The organism is Cupriavidus sp. 96C5-1, assembly GCF_057798855.1.
Map to the genome: position 1 here is coordinate 105,235 of NZ_JBYOJU010000003.1, position 20,975 is coordinate 126,209.

A 20,975-nucleotide genomic window follows, 5' to 3' on the forward strand; every position below is an offset into this window, starting at 1 on the left:
CAGGAGACGACAAGATGCGAGTGCTGTGTATCGGTGGCGGCCCCTCGGGCCTGTATTTCGGTTTGCTGATGAAGCTGCAGGACCCGGCCAACGAGGTCTATGTGGTGGAACGCAACCGTCCCTACGACACCTTCGGCTGGGGCGTGGTGTTCTCCGACGCCACCATGGACAATCTCAAACAGGCCGATCCGGTCAGCGCAGAGCGGATTAACGCGGCGTTCAATCACTGGGATGACATCGACATCCATATCGGCGGACGCACCATCCGCTCGGGCGGGCACGGCTTCATCGGCATCGGCCGCAAGCGCCTGCTCAATATCCTGCAGGAGCGTTGCGAGGAGCTCGGCGTGCACCTGGTCTTCGAGACCGACGTGACGGACGACCAGGCACTCGCGCAGCAATACCGGGCCGATCTCGTCATCGCCGCCGACGGCATCAACAGCCGCGTGCGCGGGCGCTATGCCGACACCTTCCAGCCCGACATCGATACCCGCCAGTGCCGCTTTGTCTGGCTCGGCACGCACAAGCTGTTCGAGGCGTTCACCTTCGCCTTCGAGAAGACCGAGCACGGCTGGTTCCAGGCGCATGCCTATCGCTTTGACGACAACACCTCGACCTTCATTGTCGAGGCGCCCGAGGCGGTGTGGCGGGCTGCCGGCATCGAGCAGATGAGCCAGGAGGAGGGCGTGGCCTACTGCGAGCGCCTGTTCGCGCGCTACCTCGATGGCCACGGCCTGATCAGCAACGCCACCCACCTGCGCGGCTCCGCTATCTGGATCCGCTTCCCGCGCGTGATCTGCGGCACCTGGGTGCGCTGGAACACGCTGGCCGACGGCCGCCGCGTGCCAGTGGTGCTGATGGGCGATGCCGCGCACACCGCGCATTTCTCGATCGGCTCCGGCACCAAGCTGGCGCTGGAAGACGCGATCGACCTGGCCAACAATATCCGCGACGCCGGCACCGGCGGCGTCGATGTGCTGCCCCAGGCGCTGGAGCGCTACCAGGCCAGCCGCAGCGTGGAAGTGCTGAAGATCCAGAACGCCGCGCGCAATTCCACCGAATGGTTCGAGAATGTCGAACGCTACGCCGGCATGGCGCCGGAGCAGTTCGCCTATTCCCTGCTGACGCGCTCGCAGCGCATCTCGCACGAGAACCTGCGGGTGCGGGATGCCGGCTACGTCGAGGGCTTCGAACGCTGGCTGGCAGGGCAGGCCGCGGCGTCCGCCGGTAGCGCCGGGCAGGTGGCGCAGACACGGGCGGTGCCGCCGATGTTCACGCCCTTCCGCGTACGCGGCGTGACGCTGAAGAACCGCGTGGTGGTTTCGCCCATGGCCATGTACTCCTGCGAGGACGGCGTGCCGGGCGACTTCCACCTGGCCCACCTTGGCGCGCGCGCGCTCGGCGGCGCCGGCATGGTGGTGGCGGAGATGACATGCACCTCGCCGGATGCGCGCATCACGCCGGGCTGCCCGGGTTTGTGGAATGACGGGCAGCGCGACGCCTGGCGCCGCATCGTGGACTTCGTGCATGCCAACAGCGACGCGCGCATCGCCATGCAGATCGGCCACTCCGGGCGCAAGGGCTCGACCCAGCTCGGCTGGGAGCAGATGGACTATCCGCTCGCCAGCGGCAACTGGCCGGTGATGTCGGCCTCGCCGCTGCCCTATATGGAAGGCGTGTCGCAGGTGCCGCGCGAAATGGGCCGCGCCGACATGGACGCGGTGCGCGACGATTTCGTGGCAGCCGCGCGGCGCGCCGCAGAGGCGGGCTTCGACTGGCTCGAACTGCACTGCGCGCACGGCTACCTGCTCTCCAGCTTTATCTCGCCGCTGACCAACCAGCGCAGCGATGAATACGGCGGCTCGCTGGCAGCGCGTTTGCGCTACCCGCTCGAAGTCTTTGCGGCGGTGCGCGCGGCCTGGCCGCCGGAGCGCCCGATGTCCGTGCGGATTTCGGCACACGACTGGGTCGAGGGCGGCATCACGCCGGACGACGCGATCGAGATCGCGCGCGCCTTCAAGGCGGCCGGCGCGGACATGATCGACTGCTCTTCCGGGCAGGTGAGCCCGGACCAGGCGCCGGTGTACGGGCGCATGTACCAGACGCCGTTCGCCGACCGCATCCGCAACGAGGCCGGCATCGCCACCATCGCCGTGGGCGCGATCTTCGAGGCCGACCACGTCGACAGCATCATCGCCGCCGGCCGCGCCGACCTGTGCGCGATCGCCAGGCCGCATCTGGCGGATCCGGCCTGGACCATCCACGAGGCAGCGCGGCTGGGGTATCGCGACCTGGCCTGGCCCAAGCAATACCACGCCGGCAAGCGCCAGCTCGAGACCAACCTGGCGCGCGCGGCGCAGCAGCAGGCGCAAGCCGCGGAGGCGCACTGAGCATGGGCATGCAACTCTCCCTGCAAGGCCGGCACGCGCTGGTCACCGGCGGCGGGCGCGGCATCGGCGCCGCCATTGCGCGCCGCCTGCTCGCGGATGGCGCAAGCGTCACCCTGCTGGGGCGTGACGCGGCCACGCTGGCGGCTACCGCCGATGCGCTGGCCGAGGCGGTGGTCGCGCCCGCGGTGCTAGGCACCGTCACCGCGGATATCTCGCAGCCCGGCAGCGTGGCGGCAGCTTTTGCCGAGGCCGCCGGCCGGGCCGGCCCCATCGACATGCTGATCAACAATGCGGGTCAGGCCCGCAGCGCGCCCTTCGCCAAGACCGATCTCGCGCTGTGGCAAGCCATGCTCGAGGTCAACCTGACCGGCACTTTCCTCTGCACGCAAGCGGCCCTGCCTCACATGCTGGCAAATGGCTGGGGGCGTATCGTCAATGTGGCCAGCACGGCAGGGCTTGCAGGCTATGGCTACGTCAGTGCCTATTGCGCGGCCAAGCACGGCGTGATCGGCCTGACCCGCGCACTGGCGCTGGAAACCGCGAGCAGCGGCGTCACCGTCAACGCGGTGTGCCCGGGCTATACGGAGACCGATATCGTGCGCGACGCCGTGGCCAATATCGTGCGCAAGACCGGCCGCAGCGAGGCGCAGGCACGCGCGGAGCTGGCCAAGGGCAATCCGCAAGGGCGGCTGGTGCAGCCCGACGAAGTCGCGGACGCCGTGGCGTGGCTGTGCCAGCCATCGGCTGGCGCCATTACCGGGCAGTCGATCCCGGTGGCCGGCGGCGAGGTCATGGCAGGTTGATCCCGAGCGAATCCAAGCAAACCAGAACACGCAAGCGAGAAACGAGATGAGCGAAATAGCACTGGACATGCGCCACCACAAGCGCAGCTTCGCCGGTTACCAGCCGAAGCACTTCCTGTGGTCGGTGTCGGCCGACGGCAAGGTCGGCACCGCGACGCTGAACCGCCCCGAGCGCAAGAACCCGCTCACCTTCGATTCCTACGCCGAACTGCGCGACCTGTTCCGCGGCCTGTGCTATGCCACCGACATCAAGACGGTGGTGATCACCGGCGCCGGCGGCAACTTCTGTTCGGGCGGCGACGTGCACGAGATCATCGGGCCGCTCACGCGCATGACCATGCCGGAGCTGCTTGACTTCACGCGCATGACCGGCGACCTGATCAAGGCCATGCGGGCCTGCCCGCAGCCGGTGATCAGCGCCATCGACGGCATCTGCGCTGGCGCCGGCGCGATGATGGCGCTGGCCTCCGATATGCGCCTGGGCACCGCACAGGCAAAGACCGCCTTCCTGTTCGTGCGGGTTGGCCTGGCTGGCGCCGACATGGGCGCCTGCTCGCTGTTGCCGCGCGTGATCGGGCAGGGCCGTGCGAGCGAGTTGCTCTACACCGGCCGCGCGATGAGTGCGCAAGAGGGCATGCAGTGGGGTTTCTTCAACGCGCTGCACGCGCCGGATGCGCTGCTGGCCGAGGCCCAGGCGCTGGCGGCGCAGATCGCCGCCGGTCCCACCTTTGCCCACGGCGTGACCAAGAAACTGCTGCATCAGGAATGGAATATGGGCCTGGACGAAGCCATCGAGGCAGAAGCCGAGGCGCAGGCCATCTGCATGCAGACCAAGGACTTCCGCCGCGCCTACGAGGCATTCGTGGCCAAGACCCGGCCCGTGTTCGAAGGCGACTGAACGATCTACGCAGAGGAAACGCACGCCATGTCCGACAAAAGTTATCTCGCCCTGCCGTTCTTCGACGACGCGCACCGCGAACTGGAGCAACGGCTCGACGCCTGGGCCACGGCCTCGCTCGCGGTCGACCACAGCGATACCGATGCGGCCTGCCGCGCGCTGGTGCGCCAGTTGGGCGCGGCGGGATGGCTGCGCTATTGCGTGCCCGCGGCCTACGGCGGTGCGCTCGATACGCTGGACTCGCGCTCGCTGTGCCTGCTGCGCGAGACGCTGGCCCGCCACGATGGCCTGGCGGATTTCGCCTTCGCCATGCAGGGCCTGGGCAGCGGCGCCATCACGCTGGCCGGCAGCGACGCCATGCGCGAACGCTACCTGCCGCGCGTGGCGCGCGGCGAGGCCATCGCGGCATTCGCCTTGTCCGAGCCCGATGCCGGCTCCGACGTGGCCGCCATGCAGTGCCGCGCGGTGCCGGACGGCGAGCACTACGTGCTGGACGGCGTCAAGACCTGGATCTCCAACGGCGGCATCGCCGATTTCTATTGCGTGTTCGCCCGCACCGGCGAGGCGCCGGGCGCGCGCGGCATCTCCGCCTTCGTGGTGGATGCCGATACGCCGGGCCTGAGCATCGCCGAACGGATCGACGTGATGGCGCCGCACCCGCTGGCCACGCTGCGCTTCGACAACTGCCGCGTACCCGCCGCCGCGCGGCTGGGCGAGGCAGGGCAGGGCTTCAAGGTGGCCATGATGACGCTGGATATCTTCCGTGCCTCGGTGGCCGCCGCCTCGCTGGGGTTTGGCCGCGCCGCGCTGGATGAGGCGCTGGCACGCGCTACCGCGCGGCCGATGTTCGGCGGCGTGCTGGCCGACCTGCAACTGACGCAGGCCGCCATCGGCGACATGGCCACCGCCATCGACTCGGCCGCGCTGCTGACCTACCGCGCCGCCTGGCTGCGCGATGTGGCCGGCGCGCGCACCACGCGCGAGGCGGCCATGGCCAAGATGGTCGCCACCGAGAACGCGCAGCAGGTGATCGACCGCGCCGTGCAGATGTTCGGCGGCCTCGGCGTCAAGGTCGGGACGCGCGTGGAAAGCCTGTACCGCGAGATCCGTTCGCTGCGCATCTACGAGGGCGCCACCGAAGTGCAGAAGCTGATCATCGCCCGCGAGACGCTGGCGCAGCACCGCGGCTAGCAAGACCGGCGGCCCCCCGCCAGCCCCGACCACCCGTGCCAGCATCAACAGAATGAAGGAAACGGAGACAACCATGGCGAGCACAGCCCACATCGATACCTTTGCACGCGACCGCCTGCCGCCCCCGCAGCAATGGCCGGCGTTCCTGTTCAACGAGGACACGCAATACCCGGAGCGCATGAATTGCGCGCTGGAGCTGGTCGAGCGCCATGTGCGCGAGGGACGCGGCGACCGCGTGGCGATCCGCTACGAGCAGGATGACGGCACGCGGCACGCCGTCAGCTATGCCGCGCTGGCGGCGCTGTCCAACCGCATTGCCCATGTGCTGACCGGCGACATGCGGTTGGTGCCGGGCAATCGCGTCCTGCTGCGCGGCCCCAACAACCTGATGATGGCGGCCTGCTGGCTGGCGGTGGTCAAGGCGGGGCTGATCGCCGTGCCGACCATGCCGCTGCTGCGCGCCAAGGAACTCAAGCAGGTGATCGATCGCGCGGAGGTCAGCGCGGCGCTGTGCGACGAACGGCTGCGCGAAGAGCTCGAGGCCAACCTGGACGCCGGCGGCGGGTACCACTGCCCGAGCCTGACGGAAGTGCTTTACTTCAATGGCGCCGGCGCCGACTCGGTGGAGGCCGCCATGGCCGGCAAGCCCGAGGTGTTCGACGCGTGCGATACCGCCGCCGACGACATCTGCCTGATTGCCTTCACCAGCGGCACCACCGGCCAGCCCAAGGGCACGGTGCATTTCCACCGCGATGTGATCGCCATGTGCGATCTTTTTCCCCGCCATGTGCTCAGGCCGGGTCCCGACGATATCTTTTGCGGCACGCCCCCGCTGGCATTCACCTTCGGGCTGGGCGGCATCCTGTGTTTCCCGCTGCGGGTGGGCGCCTCCACGGTGCTGGCCGAGCGGCTGACGCCGGAGAGCCTGCTGGCGCTGATCCAGTCCTGGCGCGCCACCATCGTCTTCACCGCGCCGACCTTCTACCGGCAGATGGCCGCGTTGGCCCCGGCTTACGATATCTCCAGCCTGAAGAAGAGCGTATCGGCCGGCGAGGCGCTGCCGGACGCCACGCGGCAGGGCTGGAAGGCGGCCACCGGCATCGAGATGACGGACGGCATCGGCGGCACCGAGATGATGCATATCTTCATCTCGAGCGCCGGCGGCGAGGTGCGCCCGGGGGCGATCGGCAAGGTGGTGCCCGGCTATATCGCGCAGATCGTCGACGAGCAGATGCGGCCGCTGCCGCATGGCACAGTCGGCAAGCTGGCGGTGCGCGGCCCCACCGGCTGCCGCTACCTGGACGACCCGCGCCAGACGGCTTACGTGAAGGACGGCTGGAACCTGCCGGGCGATACCTTCATGGCCGACGCGGATGGCTATTACTTCTACCAGGCGCGCTCGGACGACATGATCATCTCCGCCGGCTACAACATTGCCGGCCCGGAAGTGGAGAGCACGCTGATGCGGCACGAGGCCGTGGCCGAGTGCGGCGTGGTCGGCATGCCCGATCCGGAACGCGGCCAGGTGGTCGCTGCCTATGTCGTGCTGCGCCCGGGTGTGCCGGCCAGCGAGGAAACCTGCGCGGCGCTGCAGGCTTTCGTGAAAGCCGAGATCGCGCCCTACAAATATCCGCGCCGCGTGCTGTTCGTCGACGCCCTGCCGCGCACCGAGACCGGCAAGCTGCAGCGCTTCCGCCTGCGGCAGATGGCCGAGCAGGGCGGCGCGGGCGGGGCAGCGAGGCAGCCGTGAGCGAGATCTTCGGCAACACCGTGCTGGTGCGCTTCAAGGACTGCGACGCCGCCGGCATCGTGTTCTTCCCGCGCTACTTCGAGATGCTCAACGACCTGGTCGAGGACTGGTTCCGCGAGGCGCTGGAGTGGTCCTTCGCCGATATGCATGGCGCGGGGCAGGCCGGCGTGCCCACCGCTTCGCTCTCGTGCCGCTTCGTGGCGCCCAGCCGGCTGGGCGAAGCACTGACGCGCGAACTGCGCGTGACGCAGATGGGGCGCAGCAGCTTTGCATTGCAGGTGCGTTTTGTCGGGCCCGCCGCCGATCTCCGCGTGGAGATCACGCAGCGGCTGGTGTGCGTCGATACCGGGCCCATGATGCCGCGCGCCTTGCCGGCGGAAGTCCGCGCGGCCATGGCGCGTTTCCTGGTGCCCGAGGGGGAGGCCATGGCGACGCAAGCGAGCGCCTTATAGGGCATGCCCGGCATCAGCCCACCAACACGATTTCAATCACTTACCTTGGAAAAACCGATCATGAAGATTTTGCAACCACCTGACTGGGCCAAGCCCCGCGGCTACGCCAATGGCACCATGACCGAAATGCAGGTGGGCAGCCGCCTGCTGTTCGTCGGCGGCCAGATCGGCTGGAACGGCCAGTGCGAGTTCGAAACCGACGACTTGGCCGAGCAGGTCGGGCAAGCGCTGCGCAATGTGGTGGCGGTGCTGGCCGCGGGCGATGCGCGTCCCGAGCACATCGTGCGTATGACCTGGTATGTGAAGGACAAGGCGGAATACGTGGGCGCCTACCGCGCCATCGGCGAGCACTACCGTGAAACCATCGGGCGTCATTTTCCGGCCATGACGGCGGTGGAAGTCGCCGACCTGGTGGAAGCGCGCGCCAAGGTGGAGATCGAGGTAACGGCCGTGGTGCCCGCTGCCAGGTGAGGACGGCATGCCGTCGCCGGGCCATTGCCGGCCCGGCGCGGACCGGTGCGGGTTGGCGGGACTTGGGCGCGGGTTGGACGGCCTTTGCGCTGGGTCGGCCGCCAGCCGTGCAGGCCGGCGCCGGCGGTACGCCGGTCGGGAGCGCGGCGTGTGCGACAAGCCGCACGGCGTCCGCAAGTCCTTGATAACTTGAGAAAATGGGTGGCGCGAGGTATAATCCAAAAGTTTCGCTTTCAGAACCCCTCACCCTAGCGCCTACCGAATTCCACCTTCCGCCGCCCCCATTTCGCCTTTGCTCCGCCGCCTTGTTTCAGGTGGCGTATCGAGCACCGGGTGAACGGCCCAGGCGACAAGCGCCGCGTCCATCGCGCGGCCTGTCGCCCCCGCCGGACAACGGGGCACGAGGCGTTGAGCAGGTCGGTCACGGGGTGAATCCAGCAGGAGCCTACCCGTGTTACCGTCTTTTCCGTCCGCCATTCTCGCGCTTGCAGACGGCACGGTCTTTCGTGGCTATTCCATTGGCGCTTCCGGCCATACCATCGGCGAAGTGGTGTTCAACACCGCCCTTACCGGTTACCAGGAAATCCTCACCGACCCCAGCTATTCCCGGCAGATCGTCACGCTGACGTATCCGCATATCGGCAATGTCGGGGTCAATGCTGAGGATGTCGAAGCCACGAAAGTCCATGCCGCCGGCCTGATCATCAAGGATCTGCCGCTTCTGGCCTCCAACTTCCGCAAGGAACATTCCCTCGGCCATTACCTCAAGCAGGAAAAGGTGGTGGCGATCGCCGGCATCGATACCCGCAAGCTGACCCGTATCCTGCGCGAGAAGGGTGCGCAGAACGGCTGCATCCTGGCTGGCGAGGACAATGTGCAGAAGGCCATCGACCTGGCGCGCTCCTTCCCCGGCCTGGCCGGCATGGACCTGGCCAAGGTGGTGTCGGTCAAGGAGCCGTACGAATGGAACCAGACCGAATGGGCGCTGGGCCGCGGCTATGGCAAGCTGGAATCGCCGCGTTTCCACGTGGTGGCCTATGACTACGGCGTCAAGTTCAACATCCTGCGCATGCTGGCCGAACGCGGCTGCAAGGTGACCGTGCTGCCGGCGCAGGCAAGCGCGGAGGACGCGCTGGCGCTGAACCCGGACGGTATTTTCCTGTCGAACGGCCCTGGCGACCCCGAGCCCTGCGACTACGCGATCCGTGCCACCCGTGAGTTCATCGCGCGTGGCATCCCCACCTTCGGCATCTGCCTGGGTCACCAGATCATGGCGCTGGCTGTTGGTGCCAAGACCTTGAAGATGAGTTTCGGCCACCATGGCGCGAACCATCCGGTGAAGGACGTCGACGACGGCCGTGTGGTGATCACCTCGCAAAACCACGGTTTCGCGGTGGACGCCGACACCCTGCCTGCCAACGTGCGCACCACCCACGTGTCGCTGTTCGACGGCTCGCTGCAGGGCTTTGCGCTGACCGACAAGCCCGCCTTCTGCTTCCAGGGCCACCCGGAAGCCTCGCCGGGCCCGAACGATGTGGCTTACCTGTTCGACCGCTTCACCAAGATGATGGCGGACGCACGCCGGTAAGCGGGCAGCGAAGAAGACGAGACGAGAAGCTTGGTAGACACAGCAGACCGCAGGACGATCCCATGAACGCCTTCATGCATACCGCGCTGGGCATTACCGATTTCTGGACCTTTGTGCTCGGCACGATCTTTATCGTGCTGCTGCCGGGGCCGAATTCGATGTATGTGCTGTCCGTTGCAGCGCAGCGCGGCGTGCGCGAGGGCTACAAGGGCGCCTGCGGGGTGTTCCTGGGGGACGCCATCCTGATGGTGCTGTCGGCGGCGGGGGTGGCTTCGCTGCTGAAGGCCAGCCCGGCCTTGTTCTACGTGGTGAAATACATCGGTGCCGCCTATCTGGGCTGGATCGGCTTCCAGATGCTGCGCGGCGCCGTGCGCGGCTGGTCCCGCCGCGGCGGCGAGGCGGGAGGTGCCGCACCGGCCGAGGCACCTGTGGATCGCGCCACCAACCCGTTGCGCAAGGCGCTGGTGGTGAGCCTGCTCAACCCCAAGGCCATCCTGTTCTTCATCTCCTTCTTCATCCAGTTCGTCGATCCGCAGTTCGGCTATCCTGCGCTGTCGTTCGTCGCGCTGGGGCTGGTGTGCCAGCTGTGCAGCTTCGCCTACCTGACCACGATCATCTTCGTGGGCGCAAGGCTGGCCGAGGCGTTTCGCCGTCGACGACGCCTGTCGGCGGGCATGGCGAGCGGGGTGGGCGCCATGTTCATCGGCTTCGGCGCCAAGCTGGCGACGGCCACCCTGAACTGAATCGAATCCTGATATCCGGTGCGGCCCGCGCGAGTGTGCGGGCCGGCCAATAATGAGAGCGTGCAATGCCAAAGCGCACAGACATAAAGAGCATCCTGATCATCGGCGCCGGCCCCATCATCATCGGGCAGGCGTGCGAGTTCGACTATTCCGGCGCCCAGGCCTGCAAGGCCCTGCGCGAGGAAGGCTTCAAGGTCATCCTGGTCAATTCCAATCCGGCCACGATCATGACCGATCCCAACACGGCCGATGTGACCTACATCGAGCCGATTACCTGGGAAGTGGTCGAGCGCATCATCGAGAAAGAGCGTCCCGACGCCATCCTGCCGACCATGGGCGGCCAGACTGCGCTGAACTGCGCGCTGGACCTGCATCGCCATGGCGTACTGGACAAGTACAAGGTCGAGCTGATCGGCGCGTCGCCGGAAGCCATCGACAAGGCCGAGGACCGCCAGAAGTTCAAGGAGGCGATGACCAGGATCGGCCTGGGCTCGGCCAAGTCCGGCATCGCCCACTCGATGGAAGAAGCGCTGGCCGTGCAGTCGCAGATCGCCAAGGAAACCCATACCGGCGGCTACCCTATCGTGATCCGCCCGTCCTTTACGCTGGGCGGCTCCGGCGGCGGCATTGCCTACAACCGCGAAGAATTCGAGGAAATCTGCAAGCGCGGCCTGGATCTCTCGCCGACCCGCGAGCTGCTGATCGAAGAATCGCTGCTGGGCTGGAAAGAGTATGAGATGGAAGTGGTCCGCGACAAGAAGGACAACTGCATCATCATCTGCTCGATCGAGAACCTGGACCCGATGGGCATCCATACCGGCGACTCCATCACGGTTGCGCCCGCCCAGACCCTGACCGACAAGGAATACCAGATCCTGCGCAACGCCTCGCTGGCGGTGCTGCGCGAGATCGGCGTCGATACCGGCGGCTCCAATGTGCAGTTCTCGATCAATCCGGCCGATGGCCGCATGATCGTGATCGAGATGAACCCGCGCGTGTCGCGTTCGTCGGCGCTGGCCTCCAAGGCCACCGGCTTCCCGATTGCCAAGGTCGCCGCCAAGCTGGCGGTGGGCTATACGCTGGATGAACTGAGGAACGAGATCACCGGCGGCCAGACCCCGGCCTCGTTCGAGCCGTCGATCGACTACGTGGTGACCAAGGTGCCGCGTTTCGCCTTCGAGAAATTCCCGCAGGCCGACAGCCACCTGACCACCCAGATGAAATCGGTGGGTGAAGTGATGGCCATGGGCCGCACCTTCCAGGAATCCTTCCAGAAGGCGCTGCGCGGCCTGGAAGTCGGCGTGGACGGCCTGGACGACAAGTCCTCCGACCGCGACGAGATCGTCGAGGAAATCGGCGAAGCCGGCCCGGACCGCATCTGGTACGTGGGCGACGCCTTCCGTATCGGCATGTCGCTGGAAGAAGTGCACGCCGAGACCGCGATCGACCCGTGGTTCCTGGCCCAGATCGAAGACATCGTCAAGACCGAGAACCTGGTCAAGGCGCGCAAGCTGGACAGCCTGTCGGCCGCCGAGCTGCGCCACCTGAAGCAGAAGGGTTTCTCCGACCGCCGCCTGGCCAAGCTGATGGGTGCCGAGCCCAAGGCCGTGCGCGCCGCGCGCCATGCCGCCGGCGTGCGTCCGGTGTACAAGCGCGTGGACACCTGCGCTGCCGAGTTCGCCACCAACACCGCCTACATGTATGGCACGTATGAAGCCGAACATGGCGAGTGCGAAGCCGATCCCACCACCAATCGCAAGATCATGGTGCTGGGCGGCGGCCCGAACCGGATCGGCCAGGGCATCGAGTTCGATTACTGCTGCGTGCACGCCGCGCTGGCGCTGCGCGAAGACGGGTACGAGACCATCATGGTCAACTGCAACCCGGAAACCGTATCGACCGACTACGACACTTCGGACCGCCTCTACTTCGAGCCGCTGACGCTGGAAGACGTGCTGGAAATCGTCGACCGCGAAAAGCCGGTCGGCGTGATCGTGCAATACGGCGGCCAGACCCCGCTGAAGCTGGCGCTGGACCTGGAAGCCAACGGCGTGCCCATCATCGGCACCAGCCCTGACATGATCGACGCGGCCGAAGACCGCGAGCGTTTCCAGAAGCTGCTGCATGAGCTGGGCCTGCGCCAGCCGCCCAACCGCACCGCCCGTGCCGAGGACGAAGCGCTGCGCCTGGCCACCGAGATCGGCTACCCGCTGGTGGTGCGTCCGTCGTACGTGCTGGGTGGCCGCGCGATGGAAATCGTGCACGAGCCGCGCGACCTCGAGCGCTACATGCGCGAGGCCGTCAAGGTGTCGCACGACTCCCCGGTGCTGCTGGACCGCTTCCTGAACGACGCCATCGAGTGCGACGTCGACGCCCTGTGCGACGGCCAGCGCGTGTTTATCGGCGGTGTGATGGAGCACATCGAACAGGCTGGCGTGCACTCGGGAGACTCCGCCTGCTCGCTGCCGCCGTACTCGCTGGCGCAAGCCACCGTGGATGAACTCAAGCGCCAGACCGCCGCCATGGCCAAGGCCTTGAACGTGGTCGGCCTGATGAACGTGCAGTTCGCCATCCAGCAGGTAGGTGGCGAGGATATCGTCTACGTGCTGGAAGTGAACCCGCGCGCCTCGCGTACCGTGCCGTACGTGTCCAAGGCCACCGGCCTGTCGCTGGCCAAGATCGCGGCGCGCTGCATGGCCGGCCAGTCGCTGGACTCGCAAGGCGTGTTCGATGAAGTGGTGCCGCCGTACTTCAGCGTCAAGGAAGCGGTGTTCCCCTTCAACAAGTTCCCCGGCGTCGACCCGGTGCTCGGACCCGAGATGCGCTCCACCGGCGAGGTGATGGGCGTGGGCAAGACCTTCGGCGAAGCGCTCTTCAAGAGCCAGCTGGCCGCGGGCTCGCGCCTGCCGGAGAAGGGCACCGTGCTGCTGACCGTGAAGGACAGCGACAAGCCGCACGCCGTGGGCGTGGCGCGCATGCTGCATGACATGGGCTACCCGCTCGTCGCCACGCGCGGCACCGCCTCGGCGATCGAAGCCGCCGGCATCCCGGTGCGCGTGGTCAACAAGGTGAAGGACGGCCGCCCGCATATCGTCGACATGCTCAAGAACGGCGAACTGGCGCTGGTGTTCACCACCGTGGACGAAACCCGCACCGCCATCGCCGACTCGCGCTCGATCCGTATCTCGGCGCTGGCCAGCCGGGTGCCTTACTACACCACCATCGCCGGCGCGCGCGCCGCGGTGGAGGGCCTCAAGCACATGCAGAGCCTGGAGGTCTACGACCTGCAAGGCCTGCACGCCTCGCTGGCCTGACAGCCACCCTGGGCTGCCCGCAGTTGCTGCGGGCAGCCGACTTGGCCTAAACTAACAGCAATTTCGACGATTAAACGGTCAATTTGATCGTCGATCCAACCTGACAACCTGAAAGGCCGCGGTTGAGCGGAAGTGCCCCGGGCAGTGTGCCGGAGCATGGTTCCAGCTCCGCTGCGGCTCATTTTTTTGCAGAACGAAGACATGAGCACGATTCCGATTACCAAGCGCGGCGCTGAGCTGCTGAAAGAGGAACTGCAGCGCCTGAAGGCCGTCGAACGTCCCGCTGTGATCAACGCCATCTCCGAAGCGCGCGCGCAGGGCGACCTGTCCGAGAACGCCGAGTACGATGCCGCCAAGGAAAAGCAGGCCTTTATCGAAGGCCGCATCCTGGAAGTGGAGTCCAAGCTGGGCGCCGCGCAGATCATCGACCCGACCCAGCTCGATACCGATGGCCGGATCGTGTTTGGCGCCACCGTCGACCTGGAAGACCTGGAGTCGGGCCGGCCGGTGAGCTACCAGATCGTCGGCGACGACGAGGCGGACCTCGACAGCGGCAAGATTTCGGTCAGCTCGCCGATCGCGCGCGCGCTGATCGGCAAGTTCGAAGGCGACGTGGCGACCGTGCTGGCCCCTGGCGGCGAGCGCGAGTACGAAGTCATCACGGTCCGCTACATCTAAACCAAACGAGGCTGCGTGTTCTCTTCCTCCTATTCGAGTCTGCCGCCGCTGCCGCATCGGGTCTTCCTGCTGCTGACCGTGGTCTGGGCCGGCAGCCTGTGGACGGTGGGCTACATGGTGGCCCCGACGCTGTTCTCCGTGCTGCCCAGCCGCGAGACCGCCGGCCTGATCGCCGGACAACTGTTCCGCACCGAGGCGATCCTTGGCGTAGTGGTCGGCGTGCTGCAGCTCGCGCTGTGCAACCTGATGATCCGTCGCGGCGCCAGGCGCTACCGTGGACTGCGCTGGCTGGTGCTGGGCATGTTGCTATGCGTGCTGGTGGGCTATTTCGGCATCCAGCCTTTCATGGAGAACCTGAGGGACAAGGCAACGGCGCTGGGCGTGGGCGTGTCCGACTCTCCCTACAAGGGGCAGTTCGGCATGCTGCATGGCGTGTCCAGCCTGTTCTACCTGGCGCACAGCCTGCTGGCGCTGGTCCTGGTGTGGCGCGCAGCGGCGCCGCGTTCGGCTGGGGAGTGAGGAACGAGTCGGGGTGCGGCGGGCCCAGATGCATCGGGCCCGCCGATCCCGATCTGGCGGGAGAGTACCTGCCTTGGCCGGGCATGGCCCGGCCCCAGCGCGGGTTGGCGCGCTGGCCGGCGCTCAGTCGAGCGCCTTCTTCTTCTGGCTGGTCGGGCGGGCGCGGGCGCGCTTGACGTTGCCGCCAGCGGTAACCCGTTCATTGCCCAGCACCGTCACGCGCGAGCGGGTGGGGCGGCGGTTAGGCGCCGCGCTGGGCTTCTTGACGGTCACGGTGCGCGGCGCGGCACCGCTGCGGGGCGCCAGGCGGCCCAGATCCTGGGGGCGGTTTTCCTTCAGCGTGGCCGGACCCGGGCGCCAGATCACCAGCAGCTTGCCGATATGCTGGATCGGGGCGGCGTCGAGGTCCGCGCAAATGGTTTCGTAGATGCCGATACGGCTTTCGCGGTCGTCGCCGAATACACGGATCTTGATCAGGTCGTGGGCAGCCAGGCTGCGGTCGATTTCCGCCAGGACGGGGCGCGTCAGGCCCTCAGCACCGATCATCACGACCGGATTGAGGCCATGAGCACGTGAGCGGAGTTCGGAACGCTGGGCGGGAATGAGTTGAAGAGCGGGCATAAGTAAAGCGCAGGCGAGGGCGCAAATGGGCGCGCAAGTGGTGCGCAAACCAGGGCACCGAAGTGCCGAAAAAGCGAATCGGCGCGTATTATCCGTCAAACTGGCACGGTCAGGCTGCAAAATCAGCAAAACGAGTGAAAAACGCACGGTCGGCCGCGGGTCGGCGGGTGTTTTTCCAATCAGGCGTCTTTCGGAATGGCCAAGAACAAATTCAATCAGTCGTGGCTGCACGACCATATCAACGACCCCTACGTCAAAATGGCGCAGCGGGAGGGCTATCGGGCCCGCGCAGCGTATAAGCTGAAGGAGATCGACGAGCAGGACAAGCTGATCCGTCCCGGACAGGTCATCGTCGACCTGGGCGCTGCCCCCGGCAGCTGGAGCCAGTACGCCCGCAACAAGCTGGCGGCCTCGCCACGCGCCAAGGACGGCGGGATCGACGGCGCGGTGGTGGCGATCGACCTGCTGCCCATGGAGCCTGTCGCCGACGTCACATTTATCCAGGGCGACTTCCGCGAGGAGGACGTTTTCCGTCAACTGGAGGAAATTGTGCTGCAGGCCTCCGGCGGTGCAAAGATCGATCTTGTTTTGTCGGACATGGCCCCCAATTTATCCGGTGTGGCCTTTGCCGACGCGGCCCGTATCGACTACTTATGCGACCTGGCGCTGGAATTTGCTCAGACGCATCTGAAGCCGGAGGGCTCATTGCTGGTAAAGTGTTTCCATGGCAGTGGTTACAGCCAGATCGTGGAGAAGTTCAAGCGCCAGTTCAAGGTGGTCGCCAAACGCAAGCCCAAGGCGTCACGCGACAAGTCTTCCGAGACCTTCATTCTTGGGCGTTACCTCAAGTCGGCGGGGTGAAGCGAGCCTATCGCTTCGATCAATCTGCTTTTTCCCCCGACGCCGGGCGCTGCATTACAATGCAGCTATCCCGTTGGCAAGGCGTTCGTAAAGGAGTTTGGCCTTGAATAACAACCTGTTTCAAAAGGCGGCAATCTGGCTCGTGATCGCGCTGGTGTTGTTTACCGTCTTCAAGCAGTTCGACAAGCCTCGCACGCAGGAAGGCGTCACCTATTCGCAGTTCATGGATGATGCCAAGGCCGGCAAGGTGGGCCGGGTTGACGTGCAAGGCCGCAATCTGGTGGTCACGCCCAAGGAAGGGCAGAAGTACACCATCATCTCGCCGGGCGATATCTGGATGGTCGGCGACCTGATGAAGTACGGCGTTCAGGTGACCGGCAAGGCCGATGACGAGCCCAATGTGCTGGTGCAGGCCCTGTATTACCTCGGGCCCACCCTGCTGATCATCGTGTTCTGGTTCTACATGATGCGGCAGATGCAAGGCGGCGGGAAGGGCGGTGCTTTTTCCTTCGGCAAGTCGCGTGCGCGCCTGATCGATGAAAACCAGAATGCCGTCACTTTCCAGGATGTTGCCGGTTGCGACGAATCCAAGGAAGAAGTGGTCGAGCTGGTGGACTTCCTCAAGGATCCCCAGAAATTCCAGAAACTGGGCGGCCGCATCCCGCGCGGCGTGCTGCTGGTCGGCCCTCCGGGTACCGGCAAGACGCTGCTGGCGCGCGCCATCGCCGGCGAAGCCAAGGTGCCGTTCTTCAGCATCTCCGGTTCGGATTTCGTTGAAATGTTCGTCGGCGTGGGCGCGGCCCGTGTGCGCGACATGTTCGAGAACGCCAAGAAGCAGGCACCCTGCATCGTCTTCATCGACGAAATCGATGCGGTAGGCCGTCATCGCGGCGCCGGCATGGGCGGCGGCAACGACGAGCGCGAGCAGACCCTCAACCAGATGCTGGTCGAGATGGACGGCTTCGAGGCCAACTCCGGTGTGATCGTGATCGCCGCGACCAACCGTTCGGACGTACTCGACAAGGCGCTGCTGCGTCCGGGCCGTTTCGACCGCCAGGTCTATGTCGGCCTGCCCGACATCCGCGGCCGCGAGCAGATCCTCAAGGTCCACATGCGCAAGGTGCCGATCGGCAACGACGTGGACGCCTCGGTGATCGCACGCGGTACGCCCGGCTTCTCCGGCGCCGACCTGGCCAACCTGGTCAACGAGGCAGCCCTGTTCGCCGCCCGCCGCAGCAAGCGCGTGGTCGACATGCAGGACTTCGAGGACGCCAAGGACAAGATCTACATGGGCCCGGAGCGCAAGTCCACGGTCATGCGCGAGGAAGAACGCCGCGCTACCGCGTACCACGAGTCCGGCCATGCGGTGGTGGCAAAGCTGCTGCCCAAGGCGGATCCGGTGCACAAGGTCACCATCATGCCGCGCGGCTGGGCATTGGGCGTGACCTGGCAGTTGCCGGAGCATGACAAGTACTCGAAGTACAAGGACAACATGCTCGACGAGATCGCCATCCTGTTTGGCGGCCGCGCGGCGGAAGAGGTCTTCCTCAACGCCATGAGCACCGGTGCTTCCAACGACTTCGAGCGCGCCACCAAGACGGCCCGCGACATGGTCACCCGCTTCGGCATGAGCGATACGCTGGGCACCATGGTGTATGTGGACAGCGAGCAGGATGGCATGTTCGGCAAGATGTCGGCAAAGACGGTCTCCGAAGCCACCCAGCAAAAGGTCGACGCGGAAATCCGCCGCATCGTCGACGAGCAATATGCGCTGGCCAAGCACCTGCTCGAGGAAAACCGCGACAAGGTCGAGGCCATGACCACGGCCCTGATGGAGTGGGAAACCATTGACGCCGATCAGGTCAACGACATCATGGCAGGCAAGCCTCCGCGGCCGCCGCGTGGCGTGTCCGGCCCGAACAGCGGCGGTGGCAATACGCCGTCGGGCGGCTTGCCGGTGACGCCCTCGAACGCGCCGGCCACGGCCTGACGGCCTGGCCGATGCGGCGGCGCTGACCGCGTCGACGGTCACCAGGCCAGTAGGCAGTGCCGTTGACGTGGATGCCGCAGCCGTTTGACAAGCCTGAAGCCGGCGCCTTGTGCGCCGGCTTTTTCTTTGCGGCCGGCGCCGTGCCCGCCATGGCCCGGCCTCCCAACCTTTATCGCTTTCGGTTTTCGTATCTTGTCGCCGCTCTCCGCTGATTCGTACTTCCAGTGTGGCCGCTACCGCTTCGAGCGCAGCCGCCGTCCCCTGGTAATGGGCATACTCAACGTCACGCCCGATTCCTTTTCCGATGGCGGGCAGCATGCCAGCCGAGATGCCGCCCTGCGCCATGCCGAGCGCATGATCGCCGAAGGGGTGGACATCATCGACATTGGCGGCGAGTCCAGCCGGCCCGGCTCGGCGGCGTTGCCGCTGGCGCAGGAACTGGAGCGCGTGCTGCCGATGGTCGAGGCCCTGCGGGACTGCGGCAAGCCATTGTCGATCGATACCTACAAGCCGGAAGTCATGCGCGCCGCGCTGGCTGCCGGTGCCGACCTGATCAACGACATCTGGGGCTTCCGCATGCCCGGTGCGGTAGAGGCGGTGAGCGGGGTGGATGCCGGGCAGGCCGGGCTGTGCGTGATGCACATGCAGCGCGACCCGCAAACCATGCAGGAGCAGCCCCGGTACGACGACGTGGTGCGCGATGTGGCCGATTTCCTGCGCGAGCGGACAGATGTGCTGCGCGCGGCCGGCGTGAACGACGCCCGTATCACCCTGGACCCCGGTTTTGGCTTTGGCAAGACGCCGGATCATAATTTGCGCCTGCTGGGCCAGTTGCCGCAACTGGCCGTGGATGGGCTGCCGGTGCTGGTGGGGCTGTCGCGCAAGTCGACGCTCGGCGCCATCCTCGGTGGCCGGCCGGCGCCGCAACGCGTCGCGGCCAGCCTGGCCGCCGCGGTTTGCGCCGTGGAGCGGGGGGCGTATATCGTGCGTGTACATGACGTAGAACAAACGGTGGATGCGCTCAAGACCTGGTGGGCCGTCCGTCGTGAAACAATTGCCGGTTAGCCTTCGCAATCAGAACAACGGGAGAAAGACTTTATGACACGCAAGTATTTCGGCACGGACGGGGTGCGCGGCAGGGTTGGCGAGGCGCCGATCACGCCTGATTTCGTGATGCGCCTTGGCTATGCTGCGGGCATGGTGCTCGCCCATGGCGCCAGGCAGCAGGAACAGGGCCGTCCGACCGTGCTGATCGGCAAGGACACGCGCATTTCCGGCTATATGCTGGAAGCTGCGCTGGAGGCCGGCTTCACCTCGGCCGGCGTCAATGTGCTGCTGACCGGACCACTGCCGACGCCCGGCGTGGCCTACCTCACACGCGCGCTTCGCCTGTCGGCGGGTGTGGTGATCTCCGCCAGCCACAATCCGTACTACGACAACGGCATCAAGTTTTTCTCCGCCGACGGCGACAAGCTGCCCGATGCGGTGGAGATGGCCATCGAGGAAGCCCTGGAAGAACCGATGGTGTGCGTGCGTTCGGACGATCTGGGCCGCGCACGGCGCATCGAAGATGCCGCCGGCCGGTACATCGAGTTCTGCAAGAGCACCTTCCCCTACGAGCAGGACCTGCACAAGCTCAAGCTGGTGGTGGACTGTGCCCATGGCGCCGCTTATCACATTGCTCCGCACGTCTTCCACGAGCTCGGCGCCGACGTGATTTCGATCGGCAACCAGCCGGATGGGCGCAATATCAACGCCGGCTATGGCGCTACCGCGCCCGAGAAGCTGATCGAAGCGGTCAAGGCGAATGGCGCTGACCTGGGCCTGGCCTTCGATGGCGATGCCGACCGCCTGCAGGTGGTGGATCGCGATGGCCGCCTGTTCAATGGCGACGAGCTGCTTTACCTGATCGTCCAGGATCGCCTCCGCGCGGGCCAGAAGGTAGAAGGCGCCGTGGGCACACTGATGACCAATATGGCCGTCGAACTGGCGTTGAAGCGGCAGGGCGTAGCGTTCGTGCGGGCCAAGGTGGGCGACCGCTATGTGCTGGAGGAACTGAACAAGCGGAAATGGATGCTGGGCGGAGAGGGCTCGGGCCATCTGCTTTGCCTGGACCGGCATTCCACCGGCGACGGCATCGTGTCGGCCCTGCAGGTGCTGGCGGCATTGCGTCGCAGCGGCAAGAGCCTGGCCCAGTTGCTGGAAGGCGTCTCGCTGTTCCCGCAGACGCTGATCAATGTGCGCGTGGAGAAGGGCTTCGACTGGCAGTCGCACCCGGGCCTGAGCGCCGCGCGGGCCGTGATCGAGCCGCAGCTGGAAGGCAAGGGCCGGGTGCTGATCCGTGCGTCAGGGACCGAGCCTGTCGTGCGCGTGATGGTTGAGGCCGAGCAGGTCGAGACCGCCGAGCGCGCGGCACAGACGCTCGCGGACGCCCTGCGGGCCTGAACGCCGGCGCAGAGCTGGCAGCCGTAGCTGAAAATGATGCCGGGCATATTGCCCGGCTTTTTTTCTGAAAAACAGCAATTAACCGCCGAACGTTGAAGATGATCCAGGGGCCGCATGGCAGCGGCATGGGGTGAAACAAATGTGCGTCAAGGGACCGTTCGTAGCTGACCGATGTCACTTTTGAAGAACATTTCGTGATGTCATTGAATTGTCACATACAGAGCATACAGTTCGACTTGTCAAAAAATTGTCATTCCCCAA

The 20,975-nt window shown here is 66.0% G+C and carries 17 protein-coding genes; 16 read left to right on the top strand and 1 reads right to left on the bottom strand.

Going from position 1 to position 20,975, the window contains the following annotated elements; genetic code table 11:
- The first annotated feature begins 14 nt into the window (after positions 1–14).
- The 12 genes from AC3FOF_RS05250 to AC3FOF_RS05305 all read left to right on the top strand — a co-directional run bounded on the left by AC3FOF_RS05250 (position 15) and on the right by AC3FOF_RS05305 (position 14,797).
- Positions 15–2,390, top strand: a complete 2,376-nt coding sequence (locus AC3FOF_RS05250) for a bifunctional salicylyl-CoA 5-hydroxylase/oxidoreductase (protein ID WP_488726007.1) — start codon at positions 15–17, stop codon at positions 2,388–2,390.
- Positions 2,391–2,398: 8 nt separating this feature from the next.
- Entirely contained in the window at positions 2,399–3,193 is a 795-nt protein-coding gene (locus tag AC3FOF_RS05255) for an SDR family NAD(P)-dependent oxidoreductase (RefSeq protein WP_488726008.1), read from the top strand.
- A 46-nt stretch (positions 3,194–3,239) separates the two neighbouring features.
- The gene (locus AC3FOF_RS05260; protein ID WP_488726009.1) at positions 3,240–4,091 is read left to right on the top strand and encodes an enoyl-CoA hydratase family protein; all 852 of its coding nucleotides are present in this window, start codon (positions 3,240–3,242) and stop codon (positions 4,089–4,091) included.
- 27 nt (positions 4,092–4,118) lie between these two features.
- Positions 4,119–5,282, top strand: coding sequence for an acyl-CoA dehydrogenase family protein (locus AC3FOF_RS05265; RefSeq protein ID WP_276265087.1), 1,164 nt, complete (start codon positions 4,119–4,121; stop codon positions 5,280–5,282).
- 73 nt (positions 5,283–5,355) lie between these two features.
- Positions 5,356–7,032, top strand: coding sequence for an AMP-binding protein (locus tag AC3FOF_RS05270; protein WP_488726010.1), 1,677 nt, complete (start codon positions 5,356–5,358; stop codon positions 7,030–7,032).
- On the top strand, positions 7,029–7,484 hold the full coding sequence (locus AC3FOF_RS05275) for an acyl-CoA thioesterase (protein ID WP_488726011.1): 456 nt from the start codon (positions 7,029–7,031) through the stop codon (positions 7,482–7,484). The genes AC3FOF_RS05270 and AC3FOF_RS05275 overlap by 4 nt, the downstream gene beginning before the upstream one ends.
- Positions 7,485–7,544: 60 nt before the next feature.
- On the top strand, positions 7,545–7,955 hold the full coding sequence (locus AC3FOF_RS05280) for a RidA family protein (protein ID WP_017230228.1): 411 nt from the start codon (positions 7,545–7,547) through the stop codon (positions 7,953–7,955).
- Positions 7,956–8,406: 451 nt separating this feature from the next.
- Positions 8,407–9,543: a glutamine-hydrolyzing carbamoyl-phosphate synthase small subunit gene (carA, locus tag AC3FOF_RS05285; RefSeq protein ID WP_017230229.1), complete on the top strand. Its 1,137-nt coding sequence runs from the start codon at positions 8,407–8,409 to the stop codon at positions 9,541–9,543.
- A gap of 62 nt (positions 9,544–9,605) precedes the next feature.
- A complete protein-coding gene (gene leuE / locus AC3FOF_RS05290) occupies positions 9,606–10,286 on the top strand; it encodes a leucine efflux protein LeuE (protein WP_017230230.1) in 681 nt (226 codons plus the stop codon).
- 65 nt (positions 10,287–10,351) lie between these two features.
- Positions 10,352–13,600, top strand: coding sequence for a carbamoyl-phosphate synthase large subunit (carB, locus tag AC3FOF_RS05295; RefSeq protein ID WP_488726012.1), 3,249 nt, complete (start codon positions 10,352–10,354; stop codon positions 13,598–13,600).
- Positions 13,601–13,801: 201 nt separating this feature from the next.
- Entirely contained in the window at positions 13,802–14,278 is a 477-nt protein-coding gene (gene greA / locus AC3FOF_RS05300; protein ID WP_276265882.1) for a transcription elongation factor GreA, read from the top strand.
- Between the two features lie 15 nt (positions 14,279–14,293).
- Positions 14,294–14,797 (top strand): DUF4149 domain-containing protein, encoded by a 504-nt coding sequence (locus AC3FOF_RS05305; RefSeq protein ID WP_017230233.1) that lies wholly within the window; start codon positions 14,294–14,296, stop codon positions 14,795–14,797.
- 123 nt (positions 14,798–14,920) lie between these two features.
- Here AC3FOF_RS05305 and AC3FOF_RS05310 read toward each other — a convergent pair whose 3' ends face one another.
- On the bottom strand, positions 14,921–15,418 hold the full coding sequence (locus tag AC3FOF_RS05310) for a YhbY family RNA-binding protein (RefSeq protein WP_035816746.1): 498 nt from the start codon (positions 15,416–15,418) through the stop codon (positions 14,921–14,923).
- 195 nt (positions 15,419–15,613) lie between these two features.
- On the opposite strand from AC3FOF_RS05310, the gene AC3FOF_RS05315 reads away from it, so the two are divergent.
- The 4 genes from AC3FOF_RS05315 to glmM all read left to right on the top strand — a co-directional run bounded on the left by AC3FOF_RS05315 (position 15,614) and on the right by glmM (position 20,714).
- Positions 15,614–16,279: an RlmE family RNA methyltransferase gene (locus tag AC3FOF_RS05315; RefSeq protein ID WP_017230235.1), complete on the top strand. Its 666-nt coding sequence runs from the start codon at positions 15,614–15,616 to the stop codon at positions 16,277–16,279.
- A 103-nt stretch (positions 16,280–16,382) separates the two neighbouring features.
- On the top strand, positions 16,383–18,269 hold the full coding sequence (ftsH, locus tag AC3FOF_RS05320; RefSeq protein ID WP_017230236.1) for an ATP-dependent zinc metalloprotease FtsH: 1,887 nt from the start codon (positions 16,383–16,385) through the stop codon (positions 18,267–18,269).
- Positions 18,270–18,536: 267 nt separating this feature from the next.
- Positions 18,537–19,334 (top strand): dihydropteroate synthase, encoded by a 798-nt coding sequence (gene folP, locus AC3FOF_RS05325; RefSeq protein ID WP_017230237.1) that lies wholly within the window; start codon positions 18,537–18,539, stop codon positions 19,332–19,334.
- Positions 19,335–19,367: 33 nt separating this feature from the next.
- Complete coding sequence (gene glmM / locus AC3FOF_RS05330) at positions 19,368–20,714, top strand: phosphoglucosamine mutase (protein WP_488726013.1); 1,347 nt, start codon at positions 19,368–19,370, stop codon at positions 20,712–20,714.
- Positions 20,715–20,975: the final 261 nt, after the last annotated feature.

Coding starts and splice junctions, on each gene's coding strand:
- AC3FOF_RS05250 (WP_488726007.1), top strand. CDS start 15: ATGCGAGTGCTGTGTATCGGTGGCGGCCCCTCGGGCCTGTATTTCGGT.
- AC3FOF_RS05255 (WP_488726008.1), top strand. CDS start 2,399: ATGCAACTCTCCCTGCAAGGCCGGCACGCGCTGGTCACCGGCGGCGGG.
- AC3FOF_RS05260 (WP_488726009.1), top strand. CDS start 3,240: ATGAGCGAAATAGCACTGGACATGCGCCACCACAAGCGCAGCTTCGCC.
- AC3FOF_RS05265 (WP_276265087.1), top strand. CDS start 4,119: ATGTCCGACAAAAGTTATCTCGCCCTGCCGTTCTTCGACGACGCGCAC.
- AC3FOF_RS05270 (WP_488726010.1), top strand. CDS start 5,356: ATGGCGAGCACAGCCCACATCGATACCTTTGCACGCGACCGCCTGCCG.
- AC3FOF_RS05280 (WP_017230228.1), top strand. CDS start 7,545: ATGAAGATTTTGCAACCACCTGACTGGGCCAAGCCCCGCGGCTACGCC.
- leuE (WP_017230230.1), top strand. CDS start 9,606: ATGAACGCCTTCATGCATACCGCGCTGGGCATTACCGATTTCTGGACC.
- carB (WP_488726012.1), top strand. CDS start 10,352: ATGCCAAAGCGCACAGACATAAAGAGCATCCTGATCATCGGCGCCGGC.
- greA (WP_276265882.1), top strand. CDS start 13,802: ATGAGCACGATTCCGATTACCAAGCGCGGCGCTGAGCTGCTGAAAGAG.
- AC3FOF_RS05310 (WP_035816746.1), bottom strand. CDS start 15,418: ATGCCCGCTCTTCAACTCATTCCCGCCCAGCGTTCCGAACTCCGCTCA.
- AC3FOF_RS05315 (WP_017230235.1), top strand. CDS start 15,614: ATGGCCAAGAACAAATTCAATCAGTCGTGGCTGCACGACCATATCAAC.
- folP (WP_017230237.1), top strand. CDS start 18,537: ATGGGCATACTCAACGTCACGCCCGATTCCTTTTCCGATGGCGGGCAG.
- glmM (WP_488726013.1), top strand. CDS start 19,368: ATGACACGCAAGTATTTCGGCACGGACGGGGTGCGCGGCAGGGTTGGC.